The sequence below is a fragment of the Paenibacillus sp. Root444D2 genome, assembly GCF_001426375.1.
Taxonomy (GTDB): Bacteria; Bacillota; Bacilli; order Paenibacillales; family NBRC-103111; genus Paenibacillus_E.
Genome location: NZ_LMEO01000002.1, coordinates 98,945 through 115,542 on the forward strand (window position 1 = coordinate 98,945; position 16,598 = coordinate 115,542).

16 protein-coding genes are annotated in these 16,598 nt (G+C 47.1%); 10 read left to right on the forward strand and 6 right to left on the reverse strand.

The window, feature by feature from the left end; genetic code table 11:
* Positions 1-136: 136 nt before the first annotated feature.
* Both ASD40_RS02430 and ASD40_RS02435 read right to left on the reverse strand, forming a co-directional pair.
* On the reverse strand, positions 137-937 hold the full coding sequence (locus tag ASD40_RS02430; RefSeq protein ID WP_057301751.1) for a carbon-nitrogen family hydrolase: 801 nt from the start codon (positions 935-937) through the stop codon (positions 137-139).
* Between the two features lie 52 nt (positions 938-989).
* Positions 990-1,544, reverse strand: a complete 555-nt coding sequence (locus ASD40_RS02435) for a DUF1572 family protein (protein ID WP_057301752.1) — start codon at positions 1,542-1,544, stop codon at positions 990-992.
* A gap of 154 nt (positions 1,545-1,698) precedes the next feature.
* On the opposite strand from ASD40_RS02435, the gene ASD40_RS02440 reads away from it, so the two are divergent.
* The 10 genes from ASD40_RS02440 to ASD40_RS02485 all read left to right on the forward strand — a co-directional run bounded on the left by ASD40_RS02440 (position 1,699) and on the right by ASD40_RS02485 (position 12,019).
* Positions 1,699-2,901 (forward strand): pyridoxal phosphate-dependent aminotransferase, encoded by a 1,203-nt coding sequence (locus ASD40_RS02440; protein WP_442952625.1) that lies wholly within the window; start codon positions 1,699-1,701, stop codon positions 2,899-2,901.
* 386 nt (positions 2,902-3,287) lie between these two features.
* Positions 3,288-4,388, forward strand: a complete 1,101-nt coding sequence (gene proB, locus ASD40_RS02445; RefSeq protein WP_057301753.1) for a glutamate 5-kinase — start codon at positions 3,288-3,290, stop codon at positions 4,386-4,388.
* 25 nt (positions 4,389-4,413) lie between these two features.
* Positions 4,414-6,153: a proline--tRNA ligase gene (locus ASD40_RS02450; protein ID WP_057301754.1), complete on the forward strand. Its 1,740-nt coding sequence runs from the start codon at positions 4,414-4,416 to the stop codon at positions 6,151-6,153.
* On the forward strand, positions 6,146-7,393 hold the full coding sequence (locus ASD40_RS02455; protein ID WP_057301755.1) for a glutamate-5-semialdehyde dehydrogenase: 1,248 nt from the start codon (positions 6,146-6,148) through the stop codon (positions 7,391-7,393). Before ASD40_RS02450 ends, ASD40_RS02455 begins: the two co-directional genes overlap by 8 nt.
* A gap of 28 nt (positions 7,394-7,421) precedes the next feature.
* Entirely contained in the window at positions 7,422-8,291 is an 870-nt protein-coding gene (gene proC / locus ASD40_RS02460) for a pyrroline-5-carboxylate reductase (protein WP_057301756.1), read from the forward strand.
* Positions 8,292-8,334: 43 nt separating this feature from the next.
* Complete coding sequence (locus tag ASD40_RS02465) at positions 8,335-9,603, forward strand: 2,3-diketo-5-methylthiopentyl-1-phosphate enolase (RefSeq protein ID WP_057301757.1); 1,269 nt, start codon at positions 8,335-8,337, stop codon at positions 9,601-9,603.
* Positions 9,600-10,262, forward strand: a complete 663-nt coding sequence (locus ASD40_RS02470; protein ID WP_057301758.1) for a 2-hydroxy-3-keto-5-methylthiopentenyl-1-phosphate phosphatase — start codon at positions 9,600-9,602, stop codon at positions 10,260-10,262. The genes ASD40_RS02465 and ASD40_RS02470 overlap by 4 nt, the downstream gene beginning before the upstream one ends.
* Positions 10,259-10,903, forward strand: coding sequence for a methylthioribulose 1-phosphate dehydratase (gene mtnB / locus ASD40_RS02475; RefSeq protein ID WP_057301759.1), 645 nt, complete (start codon positions 10,259-10,261; stop codon positions 10,901-10,903). Before ASD40_RS02470 ends, mtnB begins: the two co-directional genes overlap by 4 nt.
* Positions 10,904-11,108: 205 nt before the next feature.
* Positions 11,109-11,513 (forward strand): hypothetical protein, encoded by a 405-nt coding sequence (locus ASD40_RS38425; RefSeq protein ID WP_156389872.1) that lies wholly within the window; start codon positions 11,109-11,111, stop codon positions 11,511-11,513.
* Entirely contained in the window at positions 11,510-12,019 is a 510-nt protein-coding gene (locus tag ASD40_RS02485; protein WP_057301761.1) for a hypothetical protein, read from the forward strand. Before ASD40_RS38425 ends, ASD40_RS02485 begins: the two co-directional genes overlap by 4 nt.
* A 57-nt stretch (positions 12,020-12,076) precedes the next feature.
* Here the strand turns inward: ASD40_RS02485 and ASD40_RS02490 are convergent, their stop codons facing one another.
* The 4 genes from ASD40_RS02490 to ASD40_RS02505 all read right to left on the reverse strand — a co-directional run bounded on the left by ASD40_RS02490 (position 12,077) and on the right by ASD40_RS02505 (position 16,306).
* Positions 12,077-12,751, reverse strand: coding sequence for a DnaD domain-containing protein (locus tag ASD40_RS02490; RefSeq protein ID WP_057301762.1), 675 nt, complete (start codon positions 12,749-12,751; stop codon positions 12,077-12,079).
* Between the two features lie 42 nt (positions 12,752-12,793).
* Positions 12,794-14,083 (reverse strand): asparagine--tRNA ligase, encoded by a 1,290-nt coding sequence (asnS, locus tag ASD40_RS02495; protein ID WP_057301763.1) that lies wholly within the window; start codon positions 14,081-14,083, stop codon positions 12,794-12,796.
* Positions 14,084-14,228: 145 nt separating this feature from the next.
* Positions 14,229-15,437: an acetate/propionate family kinase gene (locus ASD40_RS02500; RefSeq protein ID WP_057301764.1), complete on the reverse strand. Its 1,209-nt coding sequence runs from the start codon at positions 15,435-15,437 to the stop codon at positions 14,229-14,231.
* The gene (locus ASD40_RS02505; protein WP_057301765.1) at positions 15,434-16,306 is read right to left on the reverse strand and encodes a 3-hydroxyacyl-CoA dehydrogenase family protein; all 873 of its coding nucleotides are present in this window, start codon (positions 16,304-16,306) and stop codon (positions 15,434-15,436) included. Before ASD40_RS02505 ends, ASD40_RS02500 begins: the two co-directional genes overlap by 4 nt.
* Positions 16,307-16,598 lie beyond the last annotated feature (292 nt).

Sequence of the window (16,598 nt, forward strand, 5' to 3'; positions counted from 1 at the left end):
CCGTCCCCAGCTCGCTGAACTTGAAGTTGTTCAAGTACTATTCATCCTTCACAGCCACAATTGATCATTCAATTGGCTTTAGTTTACAGAAAAACCGACAAAAAATCAAATAGGTGCAGGTATATTTTATTTTAGACTAATACAAATGTGGACGGCGGTCTTCAAAGACCGGAATTTTAGCGCGAACACGTACAACCTCTGTCAGGTCGATGGTTGCATGCAAAATCGCTTCGCTCTCATCGCCTTCCACCAACACTTCGCCCCAAGGATCAATAACCATCGAGTGCCCAAAGAAATCCGTCGTTCCACTAGTCCCAACACGATTACAGGAAACGACATACATCTGATTCTCAATGGCTCTGGCCATGAGCAGCGTACGCCAGTGGTGCAAACGCGGGTGCGGCCATTCCGCAGGTACGAACAAAATCCTTGCTCCATCCAGCGCTAATTTGCGCGCAAGCTCAGGGAAACGAATGTCATAGCATATCATCGCGCCAGCCGGAACGCCTTCAAGCTCAAATCGGCCAAGCTGATCACCGCTATGTAGAAACTTTTCCTCGTCCATAAGCCGGAATAAGTGGATTTTGGAATACTCGGCTGTTTCCGCGCCTTCGCGATCAAACGCATAAATCGTGTTCAGAACACGATCGTCTCTTTTATCAGCAATGGATCCGCCGATGATATTGACACGATGAGCCCGGGCAAAATCACTCAAAAAGGCTTTCGTCCTAACACCGTTAGAATCAGCCAACTGCTGAATCTCAGTTAAGGCGTAACCTGTATTCCACATCTCTGGAAATACGATCACATCAGGCTTTTGATCTCCACTCACCGCTTGATGCAGAAGCTTCTCCAATTGAGCAAAGTTCGTATCGGGTTCACCGATCTGAATATCCATTTGAATTAGTGCAATGTGAAGTAATTGTGATTCGGACATACTAAGATGACTCCTTTCGGGCGGCAGATTACCAATATCTCTCTATAGTAGTCTAATTTAAGTTTGAACTCAATGGAACTCCTGAAGGTTTGAACGCTTTGGACTGTCCTCTTGCTATACTTAAAGTCTCCCAATGATGATTGGCCCAATGCTCACTGAGCAGAACGATTTGCCCCACATGGTAGCCATAATGAGACACTTGTCGCTGAATAGCTTGAAGCACAGAATGCCCTTCTCCTCTAATTTGGACGGTCCTAAGAACATCATCCGGAGTGAGTGCATGCAGTGTATCAAACAGAACCTTCCAGCCTTCCTCCCATAAGGAAATAAGCTCTTCCCGTGTGTATTGGCTGCTTTCAAATTCACCGTCACGCTGGCGCGTTTCCTTTTCCCCATCCGTTGTTAAAAAATCTGTCCACCGTGACAACATGTTCCCATGCATGTGCTTAATCAACAATTCTAACGAATTCGACTCTTCATCTAACGTTAGATAAAAATGAGCATCTTCCGTTTGCGCGAAAGCTTTATCCGCCAACTTCTTCATATTTTCAAATGCACGTATGGATTCCTGCAAAAAAACTTGTGCCACTAATGTGTTGTCCGACATGGTCTTCAGCACCTTTCCGTCACTAATGAACTAACTTTATGATATTGACCGTTCGATGTAAAATCGATTATTTTCATCACTATGAAAAAAAGATTAATCATGTTACATTAAGGTTATTAATTAAAATCCCGACCTCCGGAGTGTGAATTAAATCGTGACAAAAACATCCCAAACTACAAGCCCATTTACGATACAGCCTGCTGAACGTATGAATGGACTTCCAACCCAATTTTTTGCAACACTCGTACGCAAAGCAAATGAGCAAATTGCTGCGGGTCATGACGTCATTAATCTCGGCCAAGGGAATCCTGACCGCCCTACGCCTCCGCATATCGTGTCATCCATACAAGAAGCGGCTGCTAATCCGTTGTATCATAAATATCCGCCCTTCAGCGGATTTCCATTTTTGAAACAAGCCATTGCTCAAAGGTATAAGGAGGATCACAACGTAGATCTGGATCCCGAAACGGAAGTAGCGATTCTTTTTGGGGGTAAAACAGGACTGATTGAGATAGCTCAATGTTTACTAAATCCCGGCGATGTTTGTCTGGTTCCTGATCCTGGCTACCCGGATTATTGGTCCGGGGTTGCTCTTGCCGGCGCCGAAATGGCTTTCATGCCTCTGCGTGAAGAAAACAACTTTCTGCCTGACTACTCACAGCTCAAAGAATCCGATTTGAACCGCGCGAAGCTGATGTTCATTAATTATCCGAACAACCCGACAGGCGCTACGGCTCCTGCTTCCTTTTATGAAGAAACGGTCGAATTCGCGCACCGGCATGGTGTTGTCGTCGCAAGTGATTTCGCCTATGGTGCGATAGGCTTTGACGGTCAGAAGCCGGTTAGCTTTCTGCAGACACCAGGCGCCAAAGAAGTGGGTATCGAGTTCTATACCCTCTCCAAAACGTACAACATGGCTGGATGGCGTGTTGGTTTTGCCCTAGGGAACCGAGAAGTTATCCGCCTTATTAACTTGATGCAGGATCATTACTACTGCTCGCTGTTCGGCGGTATCCAAGCGGCAGCCGCAACAGCTCTCACAGCCTCGCAAGATTGTGTAACTGAGCTGCGTGATGTTTACGAGAGCCGCCGCAATGCCCTTTATGCAGCTCTTTCCAATATCGGTTGGCATGCACGCCCTTCACAGGGTTCTTTCTTCTCTTGGCTGCCCGTTCCAAAAGGACACACCTCACAGAGTCTTGCCGATTTGCTTCTGCAAGAAGCGAAGGTTGTCGTCGCACCAGGCGTTGGCTTTGGAACGCACGGAGAAGGCTATGTAAGGCTTGGCCTCTTATCCTCTGAAGAACGATTAGCAGAAGCCGTGCAACGAATCGGTAAGCTGAATCTATTTGGATAAGCAGAAAATATAGAGGCTTCTGCTACTTTACAAACGCTTGTGCAGCGTGCTATTCTAGATAGAATCAAAAAAGGAAGTCCTCAAAAACTTCTATATCGCAACGTTATGATGGGAATAGTAGGAACCGTTAAGCACGTAACCAGAGAGTAAGCTCCATAGTCTGAGAGAGCTTGCCGTGAACCGACTCCGAACCCGCCCCTGAACAGTCAACGATGAGTTGAACAGTGCCCTGCTGTTATTTAGGGAATCTAGAGTTGGGTGCAGCCGCTATCGGTGTGCGCCAATCTAAGGTGGTACCGCGGAAGCTACAGACTTTCGTCCTTATGTGTTGAGGACGGGAGTCTTTTTTGTATCTACATACATGTAAATCAAAGGATGGGATCGATATGACTCAGCGAATCGTCGTCAAAATCGGCAGCAGCTCTTTAACTTCAGATACCGGGGGCCTCAACCCGGATAAAATACGCTTTTTCGCATCGGAGCTGGCGCAATTGAAGCAGGACGGCCATCAAGTCCTGCTGGTTACCTCCGGCGCAGTTGCCGCAGGCTTCACCTCCCTTGGCTACCGTACGCGGCCCAAGGTACTGCACGAGAAACAGGCCGCAGCCGCTGTCGGCCAAGCGCTTCTCATGCAGGCGTACCACGAAGCATTTGCGTCCCACGGCATCAGCGTGGCGCAAATTTTGCTCACTAGGTACGACTTCTCTAACCGCAAGCGCGTGCAGAACGCGCTAATGACGGTCGACGAGCTGCTGCAGCGCGGCGTCGTGCCGATCATTAACGAGAACGACACCGTCGCGGTGGATGAACTGAAATTCGGCGACAATGATACGTTGTCAGCCTTGGTTGGCAATTTGGTCAAAGCAAACAAATTGATCATCATTACAGACATGGACGGCTTGTACACGGACGATCCCCGCAAAAACGCGAACGCACAGCGTATCGATCGCGTAGACGCCATCAGCGATGAGCTGTTCAGCTTCGCTGGAGGCTCTGGGAGCGCGGTCGGCACCGGCGGCATGCGCTCGAAGGTTGAGGCCGCCCGCATCGCAATGCGCGGGGGCGTGCCGGTATTCATCGGGCGCGTACTCGAGCCCGGTGATTTGCCGCATGCCGTGGATGGAAGCGGCAAGGGCACGTACTTCGACACGGCGCTGAACAACCTGCCGGTGAAGAAACAATGGGTCGGCTTTCACTCGCTGCCCCAAGGGCAAATCATCGTTGACCAAGGCGCGAAGGCGGCCCTGCTCAGCGGAGGCAAGAGCTTGCTTCCTGCCGGCATCACAGGCGCTGCAGGAGATTTCCACCCCGGCGACGTTGTCGAGGTGATCAGCATCGAAGGCACGCTGCTAGGACGCGGCGTCGTCAATTACGCGGCATGGCAAGTGCAAGCCGCCGCAGGCCTATCGACCGATGAGGTCCAGAAGCGTGTGGAAGTTGCTCGAATCGAAGTCATTCACCGTGATGAATGGGTTCCTTTAACCTAATGAAGAAAGCGAGGCTATCTGGGCTATGAGACAACAACGATTGCTTAACCCAACCCTGCGTGACGTTCCGGGAGATGCAGAAGCCGCTAGCCATCGACTGATGCTGCGTGCAGGATTAATACGACAGCTCTCCAGTGGCATCTACTCCTACTTACCCTTAGGTCTTAAAGCCCTGCAAAACATACAACAAATTGTCCGAGAGGAAATGGATGCAGCCGGTGCGCAGGAAATGCTAATGCCAGCTCTTCACCCTTCCGAACTGTGGAAGACCTCAGGTAGATGGGATGTCTATGGTCCAGAGCTGATGCGTCTGGAAGATCGGAACGGCCGAGAGTTTGCACTGGGAGCAACCCATGAAGAAGTCATCACGACGATCGTGAAGGACGAGATTCATTCCTACAAGAAGCTGCCTGTCACGTTATATCAGATTCAAACGAAGTATCGCGATGAACGCAGACCGCGATTCGGTCTGCTCCGCGGACGAGAGTTCCTTATGAAGGATGCCTATTCCTTCGACCGTTCGGAAAGCGGACTTGATGCTAGCTATCAAAGTATGTTTAACGCTTATGTTAACATTTTCACACGCTGCGGATTGCAGTTCCGAGCGGTTGAAGCCGATTCCGGCGCAATCGGCGGGACAGATACCCATGAATTCATGGCCCTGGCTGATGTTGGTGAGGATACAATCGTCCACTGCACCTCCTGCCAATATGCAGCGAATATTGAAAAAGCAATCGGGACGGTACCGGAACAAGCGATATCCGAGCGAGTGGATAACATTTTACTGACTTCGCAACCATTGAAAGTTCACACACCGCAAGTGACAAGCATCAAACAGCTTAGTCAATTTCTACGAATAGACGCCAATCAGATCATTAAATCGGTTGCCTTACAAGCAGATGGAGAGCCAGTTATCGTCCTCCTGCGAGGTGATTATGAAATAAATGAGATCAAGCTGAAGCATGCTATTGGCACCAATAACGAGGTTTCCATGCTTTCCGAAGATGACATAGTGAAGCTGGGATCCATTGCCGGATTTATCGGCCCAATTGGACTTGAGCATGTAAGAATCATTGCTGATTCCTCTATCAGGGGCATGAAGGATGCTGTCGTTGGAGCCAATGAGTCTGATTTCCATTTGATGCATGTGGAGGTTGAACGCGATTTAGGAACGATATCTTATCATGATGTGCGCAATGTCGCCCAAGGTGAGCTATGTTCCCATTGTGGGCACGAGCTCTCTTTTGCGAAAGGGATAGAACTTGGCCACGTATTTAAACTCGGTACCAAATACAGCCGTTCTCTTGGCGCAACGTTCAGCGACGAGAACGGGGTTTCCGAGCCCATTATTATGGGCTGCTATGGCATCGGTGTCTCACGTGTGCTGGCTGCCATTATCGAACAAAACTATGATGAACGAGGCATTATATGGCCTGAGTCCATTACACCTTTTACCATTCATCTTCTGACCGTTCATGTTCAGGATGAAGTTCAAATGAAATTATCCGAAGAGATTTATACAACGTTAGTTAGGGCGGGCTACTCCGTCCTATGGGATGATCGGGATGAACGTCCTGGTGTTAAATTCAATGATTCGGACTTGCTCGGCTTCCCTTTGCGGATAACTGTCGGCAAGAAAGCAAGTGAGCGTGTAGTCGAATGTAAGGAACGCCGAGACGGCAGTCAATATGAACGATCTGTCGAGCATATACTTACGCATTGCCATTCCTTATTCCAAACAGGAGGTCGATCTTCCCATGAGTGAAGTTATCCAAAAATCCAAATTAGCCAAACAAGCTGCCCAGACCATGGGTAATCTTACAACTGAACAAAAGAATGCAGCACTGCTCCTTATGGCGGATAGCCTTGTAACGGAGCAGCAGGCGATTATCGAAGCGAACGCCAAAGATTTGCAGCGAGGCAAAGAATTAGGCACAAGCGCTTCCCTGCTCGACCGTCTAGCCCTAAATGAATCCCGCATTGCAGCGATCGCTGAAGGTCTGCGCCAAATCGCCGAGCTCCCCGATCCTGTTGGAGATACTTTAGAAGCTTTTGAACGTCCAAACGGACTCCGCATTCGCAAAATCCGTGTGCCCCTTGGTGTGGTTGGCATTATATATGAAGCAAGACCTAACGTCACCGTTGATGCCGCTGGTTTGTGTCTTAAGACAGGCAACGCAGTCGTTCTGCGTGGCGGTTCTTCCGCTCTATTTTCCAATGAGAAAATCGTTGAAGTTCTGCACGGTGCATTAAGCCGTTCTGCCATTCCCGCTGATGCACTTCAATTGATTCTAAGCGCAGACCGCAGTTCCGTTGATGAAATGCTGAAATTGAATGGACTCATCGATGTACTCATTCCAAGAGGCGGGCATTCGCTTATTCAAAATGTTGTCAATAACGCCTCAGTTCCTGTCATTGAAACAGGTGCGGGTGTATGTCATACTTTTATAGATGAAAGTGCACAGCTCGATATGGCCGTTCGCATCGGTATCAATGCCAAAGCTCAGCGTCCTTCAGTTTGCAATAGCATGGAAACATTACTTGTGCATGAGTCTATTGCAGAAAAGCATTTGAGTGCCATAGCAGAGGCTTTCAAAGGTGCTCATGTAGCGCTCAAAGGTAACGAACGAGCTCGTGAGTTAGTGCCTAGTATGCAAGTTGCCGAAATCGAAGACTGGAAAACCGAATACGGGGACTACATTCTTAATATCAAAGTTGTGAAGGATCTCGATGAAGCCCTTGCTCACATTCGTGAATACGGCACGATGCACTCCGAATGTATCGTGACGGAAGACGCGGCCAATGCTGAAAGATTTTTACAGGAAGTGGATGCAGCGGCTGTTTATCACAATGCTTCAACCCGCTTCACCGATGGTTTTGAATTCGGCTTCGGCGCGGAAATCGGCATCTCCACCCAAAAGCTTCACGCTCGCGGACCGATGGGTCTGCCAGCATTAACTTCAACCAAATACCGCGTTTATGGAAGCGGACAAATACGCGAATAACGATTCAAAATTCAAGGAGGAATGTACGATGTCCACTACTTTATCCCAAACCAAAATTGCCTTTGTCGGCGCTGGTTCGATGGCGGAAGCGATCATCCGCGGACTCATTGAAACAAAAGTCGCTGATCCGCAAAATATATATGTGATGAATCGCTCGGATCAAGACAGGTTAGCTTTTCTGCGATCGGAATACGGACTGCATGCAACGTCAGACCCGTTAACGAAGGAAACCTATCTGCGTGAAGCCGATGTCGTCGTTCTCTGCATGAAGCCTAAGGATGTGGAGAATGCCTTCGCCGAGCTGCAGCCGCTTCTGAACGAACAGCAGCTTCTTGTTTCGGTAATCGCAGGGCTCTCTATCGCGAAAACAGAAGCTCTGCTGCAAACCAATATGCCGATTGTTCGTACGATGCCGAACACGTCCAGCACAATTGGTCTAGGCGCTACAGGGATGAGCTTCTCCGCCAAGGTCAATGCTACATTCAAGCAAGTTGCTACCCAAATGTTTGAGGCCGTTGGTATCGTAACGATCGTGGAAGAAGAGAAATTAGAAATTCTGACAGGCGTGTCTGGGAGCGGTCCTGCTTATGTCTACTATTTCATGGAAGCCATGATCAAAGCTGGTATTGAGGGTGGTCTTTCCGCAGAAGATGCCCATCAATTAACACTTCAAACGGTGCTCGGAGCCGCGCATATGGTTCAGCTCACACAAGAAAATCCTGCTGAGCTTCGCCGTAAGGTTACATCGCCCAATGGGGCTACGCAAGCTTCTATAGAAGCGTTGGATCGTTTTCAGTTTAGCGAGGCTATCTCACAAGCCGTATTCCGTTCTGCAGAGCGAGCTAAAGAAATGGGCGAACAAATAGCTGCGCCAAGCCCCGCAGTGAAATCCTCCTAGTTTCATAAGGTCTAATTCTATCTAAAGCAGGTGAATGTTTACGATGAACGCATATTGTCTAGCCACCTATCGGAGTTTCGACGAGAAAGCCGATTTTCATAAAAAAGCAACAAGCATCGCTGTCGGCCTTACGGTTGGCAGCTGGACCGAGCTGCCGGAAGCGCAAAAAGCCCAAATGGAGAAGCATTTAGGAAAAGTGATTTCGGTTGAAGTCCATGAACCCGCTCAGGGAGAGCCTATTTCAAACCGCTATGCCAACATCACAATCGCATATCCAGATGTGAACTTCAGCAGGGACATCCCTGCCTTGTTAGTCACCGTATTCGGTAAACTGTCGATGGACGGGAAAATAAAGCTAATTGACTTATCTTTCTCATCTGACTTCTTATCTGCCTTCACCGGTCCCAAATTTGGTATGCAAGGTGTGCGAGATCTCCTTGGTGTGCATGATCGCCCTTTATTAATGAGCATCTTTAAATCGGTAGTTGGGTATGAGCTTCCAGCACTACGCGAACAATTTTATTTGCAAGCAGCTGGCGGTGTGGATCTCATTAAAGACGATGAGATTCTTTTTGAAAATCCGTTAACACCATTGGAAAAACGGATCGAGATTTGCCTGGAAGCAGCTGCACAAGCTACCAAAGAAACAGGTCAAAAGCTGCTCTATGCTGTCAATTTAACAGGACCAACATCCAAGCTTGCAGCTCAAGCCAAGAAAGCAATCGGTGCAGGAGCAAACGCTTTACTATTTAATGTATTAGCTTACGGTTTCGATACGCTGTATGAATTAAGCTCCGACCCGGAGATAACGATTCCGATCATGGCTCATCCAGCCATGGCAGGCGCTACTTATCCGTCACCGCACTATGGGATTTCCGCTTCTGTGCTGCTTGGCAAGCTTATGCGTTTGGCTGGAGCAGATTTAGTGCTGTTCCCTTCTCCTTATGGCTCTGTCGTTATGCCTAGGGAAGAGAATATGGCGATTAAGCATGCGCTTCTAACAGAAGATTTACGAAAAGATTACACCTATAACGCTCCTGCCCATGTACAATTGAAATTAGCTTCAAGCTTTCCTGTCCCTTCAGCAGGCATTCACCCTGGTCTTGTCCCGCTTATTCTGCGTGATTTTGGCAAGGATGTCATCGTTAATGCAGGTGGCGGCATCCATGGACATCCACTTGGAACGATTGCGGGTGGGCAAGCCTTCCGTCAGGCGATTGATGCAACTATGCAAGGAATTACACTTCAAGACTACGCCCAAACACATCCAGAGTTACAAACAGCTATTGACACTTGGGGGATCAGAGAATGAGTAAGGAACGCATTATTTTTTGCGACTTTGACGGTACTATTACGGTGAACGATAACATCGTTGCCATCATGAAGCATTTCAACCCAGCTGGTTGGGAAGCCATCGTGGAACGAATTTTAGATAAAAGCATCTCGATACGTCAAGGTGTTGGTGAAATGTTCGCCCTCCTCCCTACTTCCCGTAAGGATGAGATTGTCGAATATGCGATCAATAACGCTGTGATTCGTGATGGATTCAAAGAATTCGTAGATTATTGCAAAGAACAGAATATCAAGCTTTTGATTACGAGCGGCGGCATTGATTTTTTTATCTATCCACTGCTGAAGCCTTTTGCAATCCCAAGTGAGCATATCTACTGCAATGCCAGCACATTTGAAGGAAACACGATTGAGATTTTGTGGCCAAACCGATGTGACGAGCATTGTACAACAGACTGTGGGATGTGCAAAACAAGCATTATTCGCTCTTATGACGCTAATCGATATGAGCGAATTATCATCGGTGATAGTATAACGGATTTCGAGGGCGCTAAACTGGTCGATACGATCTTTGCTCGTTCTCATCTCATCGATATGTGTAAGCAGCTTGACTATCCGTATCACCCATTCGATACTTTCTTTGATATTATGAAGCAATTGGAGGCTGAACCTGTAGTATGAGTATTTTACTGGAAGACAAACAGCGTGCATTCGCTGATTTGCGCGATATTAAAGCAAACTTGGCGGCCAGAGGATGGTTTCCTGCAACAAGCGGCAATCTGTCTGTTCGTGTGGGCGGTTTCGAGCCCGACGCATTCACATTTGCTATCACATCAAGCGGTAGAGATAAATCCGTGCAAACACCTGAGGATTTTCTACTCGTGAATGAGAAAGGCCAACCGACGGAGGCTACTAGCCTGAAGCCATCGGCAGAAACCTTGATTCATAGTGAAATCTACCGCTTAACAGGTGCAGGCGCCATTTTTCATGTACATACGATATTCAATAATTTGATCTCTGAGCTGTATTGGGAACGTAAAAGCATACCTGTAGACGGTGTTGAGCTTATTAAGGCGTTCAATATTTGGGATGAAGAAGCTCAAATCGAAATTCCCATTTTACCCAATTATGCTGAAATCCCTCGCATCCCTGAGCTGGTAGAAGGAGCGATTATTCCGCGAATTCCTGGTATCGTGCTGCGTAAGCATGGCATTTATGCCTGGGGAGCGAATGCTTTTGAAGCTAAGCGCCATCTCGAAGCGTTCGAGTTCCTTTTCGAATATGTTTACCGCTCGCACTTGCTGCATAAAGGCAATGAATAGCTGTATATGAATAAAAAGTCAGGTCCTTGCCCAAATGGGCGAGGCTCTGACTTTTTTTTGTCTCATAGAAACACTCAAGATGGGTAAAACTACGTTTACATGTTAAATCCGTTTGCAAAGGAATACAAATACGCCTATGTTCTCAGTCATTAATACAAGTTTATTTCTACTTCTATTCATCTCTTATGTATATGTTAAAAAAAACATGAATCTCTTCGAAGTCCTAGTCTATTGGTTTTGGGTCTCATTGTTCGGTGAAGATTTTTCTGAAATTGTAGTAACGAATTTACAACTGATTGTGCCTTATCGCACCTACCAAATATTTTGGGATACCATGTTCTATTATCTATTACTATTTCCTATGTCCATGATTTGGTTTCTGCATTTTTATTTAAAATTGCATCATAAGGGGCTGCGCACGATTCTGACTATTATTTATACCCTTATTTTAGCAAGTATGCCTATTGTTATGGAGCTTGCCGGTTATGTATATATCGTACACTGGAAATTTTGGTGGTCGTTTGTTGTGTGGCTTACTTTTATCGTTTCTACTATGGGACTCATGTACGTACTTCGATGGTTGAAAGGTAGGGACAAACAACCTGTATGATCTTAATTCCACCGATTACTTTTGACGCAAACGAAGGCTTTGCTACGATCATTATGATTGCATTGATCCTTCTATATTGCATGCTGCCTAAGCGAATTCCGCTTCCCGTCGCACTGCTCATGATGATTTTCAACTCCTATTTGGGACGAGCTGTCGATAATATCTTGTCTTCCTCTTACCCTTATAATGTGTATGATATTATGGATACCGCGAGCTATGATTTGTACGATTTTCTGCTTTACACGATTCCTTTTCCTCTAGTTGGTTATTTTTATGCGTATTTTTATGACAAGTATCCAATTCGTGCTCCTTTTCAGTTTATACATATCCTGGTTTGGTCGGTTGCGTCAGTTGGCTTTGAAGCTCTTGCTGTCACCTTTTCGGTGTTTCAATATTATGGGTGGCAGCTTATCTACTCATTTCCTGTCTATCTCTTAACCTTTGGTTTGAACACACTCTTATATAGTCTGGCTAATAAGCATTACAAAAACTGGCAGCCCCAATGAAAAAACGTCCCATTTTCTCCAGTTGAGAACTGTGAGAAGATTAGGACGTTTTCCTTACTATCTAGATTGTCGAAACCGTTGTGAATATTCCTTGGCTTGGTCCACAGTCGCAACTCGATTGCGGCTCCATTCCAGTAATATCCGATCAATATAACGGAAATGCACTTTACCTGCAAATACAGCTTCTTTGAGAGCCGTCATAATAAGCTCTTCTTTGTACATATCCTTATCCAACCAACCGCTGATTGTTTCCAGTTCCATAGGCGTTAACGGACGTGCAAATTCTTTTTCAAATGTTGAATAAATATTTTTAGCACTCTCGTCAGACGGGATGGATGCGCGGATCGTGCTTAACTCTGCCATCTGCTGCTCAGCCACACGTTTGGCTAATTTTTGGTATAACGGCGTAAGATTGTATCGCTCACTGCGTATCCCCGTTATTTCTGCTGTATCCTCATCAATTGCGATGAACTGCTCATGTATCAATTTCTGCAGACTGGCAATGACCAGATCTGGTGAAGCTGACATGCGGAATTGAATCTCATCCGTGGTTGGAAAGTCGTTCTTTTCTTTTTCCAGAAATGATATCAAATGAATCAGTGTCATGACTTCAATTTCAGTCAACTGAAGGGCGCGGTAATTTTTGAGAAGAAGGCTTGGGACTCCGACATTCCCTTCCAGAAAGCCGGCCACAAGGACGGCTTCTATCTGCTGTTGTGTACTAGGTTGCATTACTCATCCGATCCCCTTTCTACCCATGGTCGATAAACCCGTTTACGGGTACAGACGGTATAAGAGACGAGGAAATGGAATCGTTTCGCGCACATGATCCAAACCACAAATCCAAGCAACCGTACGTTCCAACCCAAGTCCGAAACCAGAATGCGGCACGGTGCCATATTTCCGAAGATCAAGGTACCATTGATAGGCTTCTTTCGATAACTCATGCTCCTGGAAGCGTTGCTCCATTAGCTCAGGATCATCAATCCTTTGGCTGCCTCCAATGATTTCCCCATACCCCTCAGGCGCAATCATATCAGCACAAAGCACGACTTCCGGACGGCTAGGATCAGGCTTCATATAGAACGCCTTAATTTCAGTCGGCCAATGCGTAATGAAAACTGGTGTTTCATATTGAGCAGCAATCGCTGTTTCATGCGGAGCGCCGAAATCCTCGCCCCATTCGAATTCATGACCGTTTTTTTGTAAATAGTCTACGGCCTCATCATACGTAATTCGCGGGAAGCTGCCTTGAATTTTCTCCAACTTCGTTGTGTCTCTTTCTAAGGTTTCCAGCTCTGTTCCGCAATTTTTGAGCACGGTTTGAACGATATAAGAAACGAATTGCTCCTGTACTTCCAGGTTCTCGATATGATCGACAAAAGCCATTTCCGGTTCAATCATCCAAAACTCGATAAGATGTCTGCGTGTTTTGGACTTCTCTGCACGGAATGTAGGACCGAAAGAGTACACACGGCCAAGTGCCATCGCAGCTGCTTCCATATAGAGCTGTCCGCTTTGTGTAAGGAAGGCATCCTCATCAAAGTATTTGGTATGAAACAAATTCGTTGTTCCTTCACATGAGGAAGGGGTTAGAATCGGAGGATCGACCAAATGGAAGCCACGCTCATTGAAAAATTGCTGAACGGCCTGAATAATCTGAGCGCGAATCACGAGCACCGCACGCTGACGTGGACTCCGAATCCACAAGTGGCGGTTATCCATCAAGAAATCAACGCCATGTTCTTTCGGAGTTATCGGATATTCTTCCGTCACTTGGATGATTTCAATGCCTAGGACATCAAGCTCATAGCCGCCTTTACTCCTCGTATCCTCTTTCACTTTACCAGTTATGTAAAGAGAGCTTTCTTGCGTTAGCTTAGACGCAGCCTCCCAGACGTCTTCTCCTACGTCACTTTTGACTACGACACCTTGTATATATCCGGAACCGTCTCTTAGTTGTAAAAACTGAATTTTACCACTTGAGCGTTTCTTGTTTAGCCAACAGCCAATGGTAACCGACTCGCCGACATGATGTTTAACTTCGCTTATCGTACTTTTCATTCTGCTTTAGAACCTCCTTAAAGTTTTCGTGAAAATCTAGACTTCATCATTTTATTCAATAAATGCCGATACCTCGAGCCTATTGAACACTTCTTTATTGTACACTATTTCCATTAGAAAACCTCTATCATGGCCATTCAAAAAATCAGATGGTTTGTGACTGAACGAGTCCAAATGTATCTCGAGCGATCACCCACTCCTCATTGGTTGGAATCACAAGTACTTCCACTTTGGATCCTTGCTTCGTAATCCGCCTCTCCAGACCTCTCCCCTTGCGGTTCGCTTCTTCATCGAATTCCACACCGAGGAATGTCAGCCGTTCGCACACCTTTTGACGGAGCAGCTCGGAATTTTCTCCGACACCAGCTGTAAAAACAATCGCATCGATGCCATTCATCGCCGCGGCGTAGGAACCAATGTATTTGCGGAGCCGATACTCATACATCTCAAAAGCAAGCGCGGCGTTCTTATCACCCGCCTCAAGTGCTTCGACAATCTCCCGCATATCGCTGGAGATTCCCGAGATCGCCTGCAGCCCGCTGTGCTTATTCAGCATGGAGCTGATCTCGCCCAGCGTCAAATCCTCCTTGCTCATCGCATAGGGCACGATGGCCGGATCGAGATCGCCGCTGCGCGTGCCCATCATCAGCCCTTCGAGCGGGGTCATTCCCATGCTCGTATCCACGGACTTGCCGCCCATCACGGCGGCGCAGGAAGCTCCGTTACCGATGTGACAGGTAACGAGCTTCAGCTGCTCCAGCGGGCGGCCTAGGAAGGCTGCGGCACGCTCGCTCACGTAGTTGTGCGAGGTGCCGTGGAAGCCATAGCGGCGCACCTTGTGCTTCCGGTACAGCGCCATCGGCACCGGGTATAGGTAGGCGTGCGCCGGCATCGACTGATGGTAGGCGGTGTCGAAGACGACGGCCTGCGGCACGCCGGGCATGTTCGCCTCCACCGCTGAGATGCCGAGCATATGCGCCGGATTGTGGAGCGGCGCCAAATCGAAGAGCCGCTTGATCTCCTTCTTCACCTCATCAGTAACGAGGACGGAGCTCTTGAAGGATTCGCCACCGTGAACGACTCGGTGGCCTACGGCGTCGATTTCCGACGTTGACGCCAGCACGCCGTGTTCAGGGTGTACCAACAGCTCCAGCACTTTGCGAATAGCTGTCGTATGCTCGAGAATTTCCCTAACCTCATGAACTTCCGCTTTCCCCGTCGGCTCGTGTGTCAATATCGCGGTTTCCATCCCGATTCGCTCTACCTTGCCTTTGGCGAGAACGGATTCATTTTCCATTTGGAAGAGTTGGTATTTAAGCGATGAGCTCCCTGCATTTATAACGAGAATATTCACAAACGGTCACCGTCCTTATCATAACGGAAAAAGCCTTCTCCTGTTTTGACTCCTAGGTGCCCCGCTCGTACCATTTGTTTCAATAGGAAGGACGGACGGTACTTCATGTCCCCATAATCGCGGAACATACCTTCTAGGGCTGCATGTACCGAATCTAATCCAAATCGGTCACACATCTCCAGAGGACCATATTTGAAATCATAGCCGATCCGCATAGCGTTATCGATATCCTCAGCGGAAGCCACACCTTCGGACAGCGTGTGCAGCGCCTCATTAATCAATGTGCAAATAAGCCTCGTTGTAATGAAGCCAGGCGATTCCATGACTTTAATACTTTTCTTTAAAAGGAGTTCGTCCACGAAAAGGCGTGTTCGATTGAAGGTTTCGTCTGACGTTTTCATCGCTCGAATAATTTCGACGAGGTTAATTTTCGCCACGGGATGTAAAAAATGAAGTCCAATCACACGTTCGGGATTCGTGGTGACCGCGGCGATCTCAGTCACGCTAAGGGTGGATGTATTCGTTGCTAAAATTATGGCTGGCGAACAAATTTGATTCAGTTGAAAAAATACATGCTTTTTAGCATTCAAGTCTTCCGAAATTGTCTCTATGACCATATCACAAGCAGCCATGTCTTCCAGCGAATCGGCTTTTCTGATTTTAGCTAAAATCAGCTTCTTCTCCGTATCTGTCAATGACCAACGTTCTATTTGCTTATCTAAGCTGACCGTAATCTGTTCCATGGCTCGATCGAGCTTATCTGTTGTTTTTTCAACGAGTAATACCTCCAAACCACGGGCAGCGAGCATTTCTGCAATCCCCTGTCCCATCGTTCCCCCACCGATTACACCTATTGTTTTGAATACCATAACAAGTTTCTCCTTCTCCCACGCTGCGTTCATTACCAACTACTTATTATTCGCATTCTCAATGAATTCTCAATTCAACCTCATCTTGAAAACTCAATCATATCATACAATTTTTGTTCTCCAATTTCATTAGTATACACAAAACATTCGCGAGATTATCTCAGCTTTGACACAATTCAGGCATGTAGGGTTGGGATGTGATCAAATTATGTATAGAACCCTGATGATCGTAAGTATTCTACCTTCTTTAACTTCCTTTGAGCAGCTTCTATTATAGCCGACCTCAACTTAT

Excerpts from the sequence above, each read along its gene's own strand:
- ASD40_RS02430 (WP_057301751.1), bottom strand. The coding sequence starts at position 937 with ATGTCCGAATCACAATTACTTCACATTGCACTAATTCAAATGGATATT.
- ASD40_RS02435 (WP_057301752.1), bottom strand. The coding sequence starts at position 1,544 with ATGTCGGACAACACATTAGTGGCACAAGTTTTTTTGCAGGAATCCATA.
- proB (WP_057301753.1), top strand. The coding sequence starts at position 3,288 with ATGACTCAGCGAATCGTCGTCAAAATCGGCAGCAGCTCTTTAACTTCA.
- ASD40_RS02450 (WP_057301754.1), top strand. The coding sequence starts at position 4,414 with ATGAGACAACAACGATTGCTTAACCCAACCCTGCGTGACGTTCCGGGA.
- ASD40_RS02455 (WP_057301755.1), top strand. The coding sequence starts at position 6,146 with ATGAGTGAAGTTATCCAAAAATCCAAATTAGCCAAACAAGCTGCCCAG.
- proC (WP_057301756.1), top strand. The coding sequence starts at position 7,422 with ATGTCCACTACTTTATCCCAAACCAAAATTGCCTTTGTCGGCGCTGGT.
- ASD40_RS02465 (WP_057301757.1), top strand. The coding sequence starts at position 8,335 with ATGAACGCATATTGTCTAGCCACCTATCGGAGTTTCGACGAGAAAGCC.
- ASD40_RS02470 (WP_057301758.1), top strand. The coding sequence starts at position 9,600 with ATGAGTAAGGAACGCATTATTTTTTGCGACTTTGACGGTACTATTACG.
- mtnB (WP_057301759.1), top strand. The coding sequence starts at position 10,259 with ATGAGTATTTTACTGGAAGACAAACAGCGTGCATTCGCTGATTTGCGC.
- ASD40_RS38425 (WP_156389872.1), top strand. The coding sequence starts at position 11,109 with ATGAATCTCTTCGAAGTCCTAGTCTATTGGTTTTGGGTCTCATTGTTC.
- ASD40_RS02485 (WP_057301761.1), top strand. The coding sequence starts at position 11,510 with ATGATCTTAATTCCACCGATTACTTTTGACGCAAACGAAGGCTTTGCT.
- ASD40_RS02490 (WP_057301762.1), bottom strand. The coding sequence starts at position 12,751 with ATGCAACCTAGTACACAACAGCAGATAGAAGCCGTCCTTGTGGCCGGC.
- asnS (WP_057301763.1), bottom strand. The coding sequence starts at position 14,083 with ATGAAAAGTACGATAAGCGAAGTTAAACATCATGTCGGCGAGTCGGTT.
- ASD40_RS02505 (WP_057301765.1), bottom strand. The coding sequence starts at position 16,306 with ATGGTATTCAAAACAATAGGTGTAATCGGTGGGGGAACGATGGGACAG.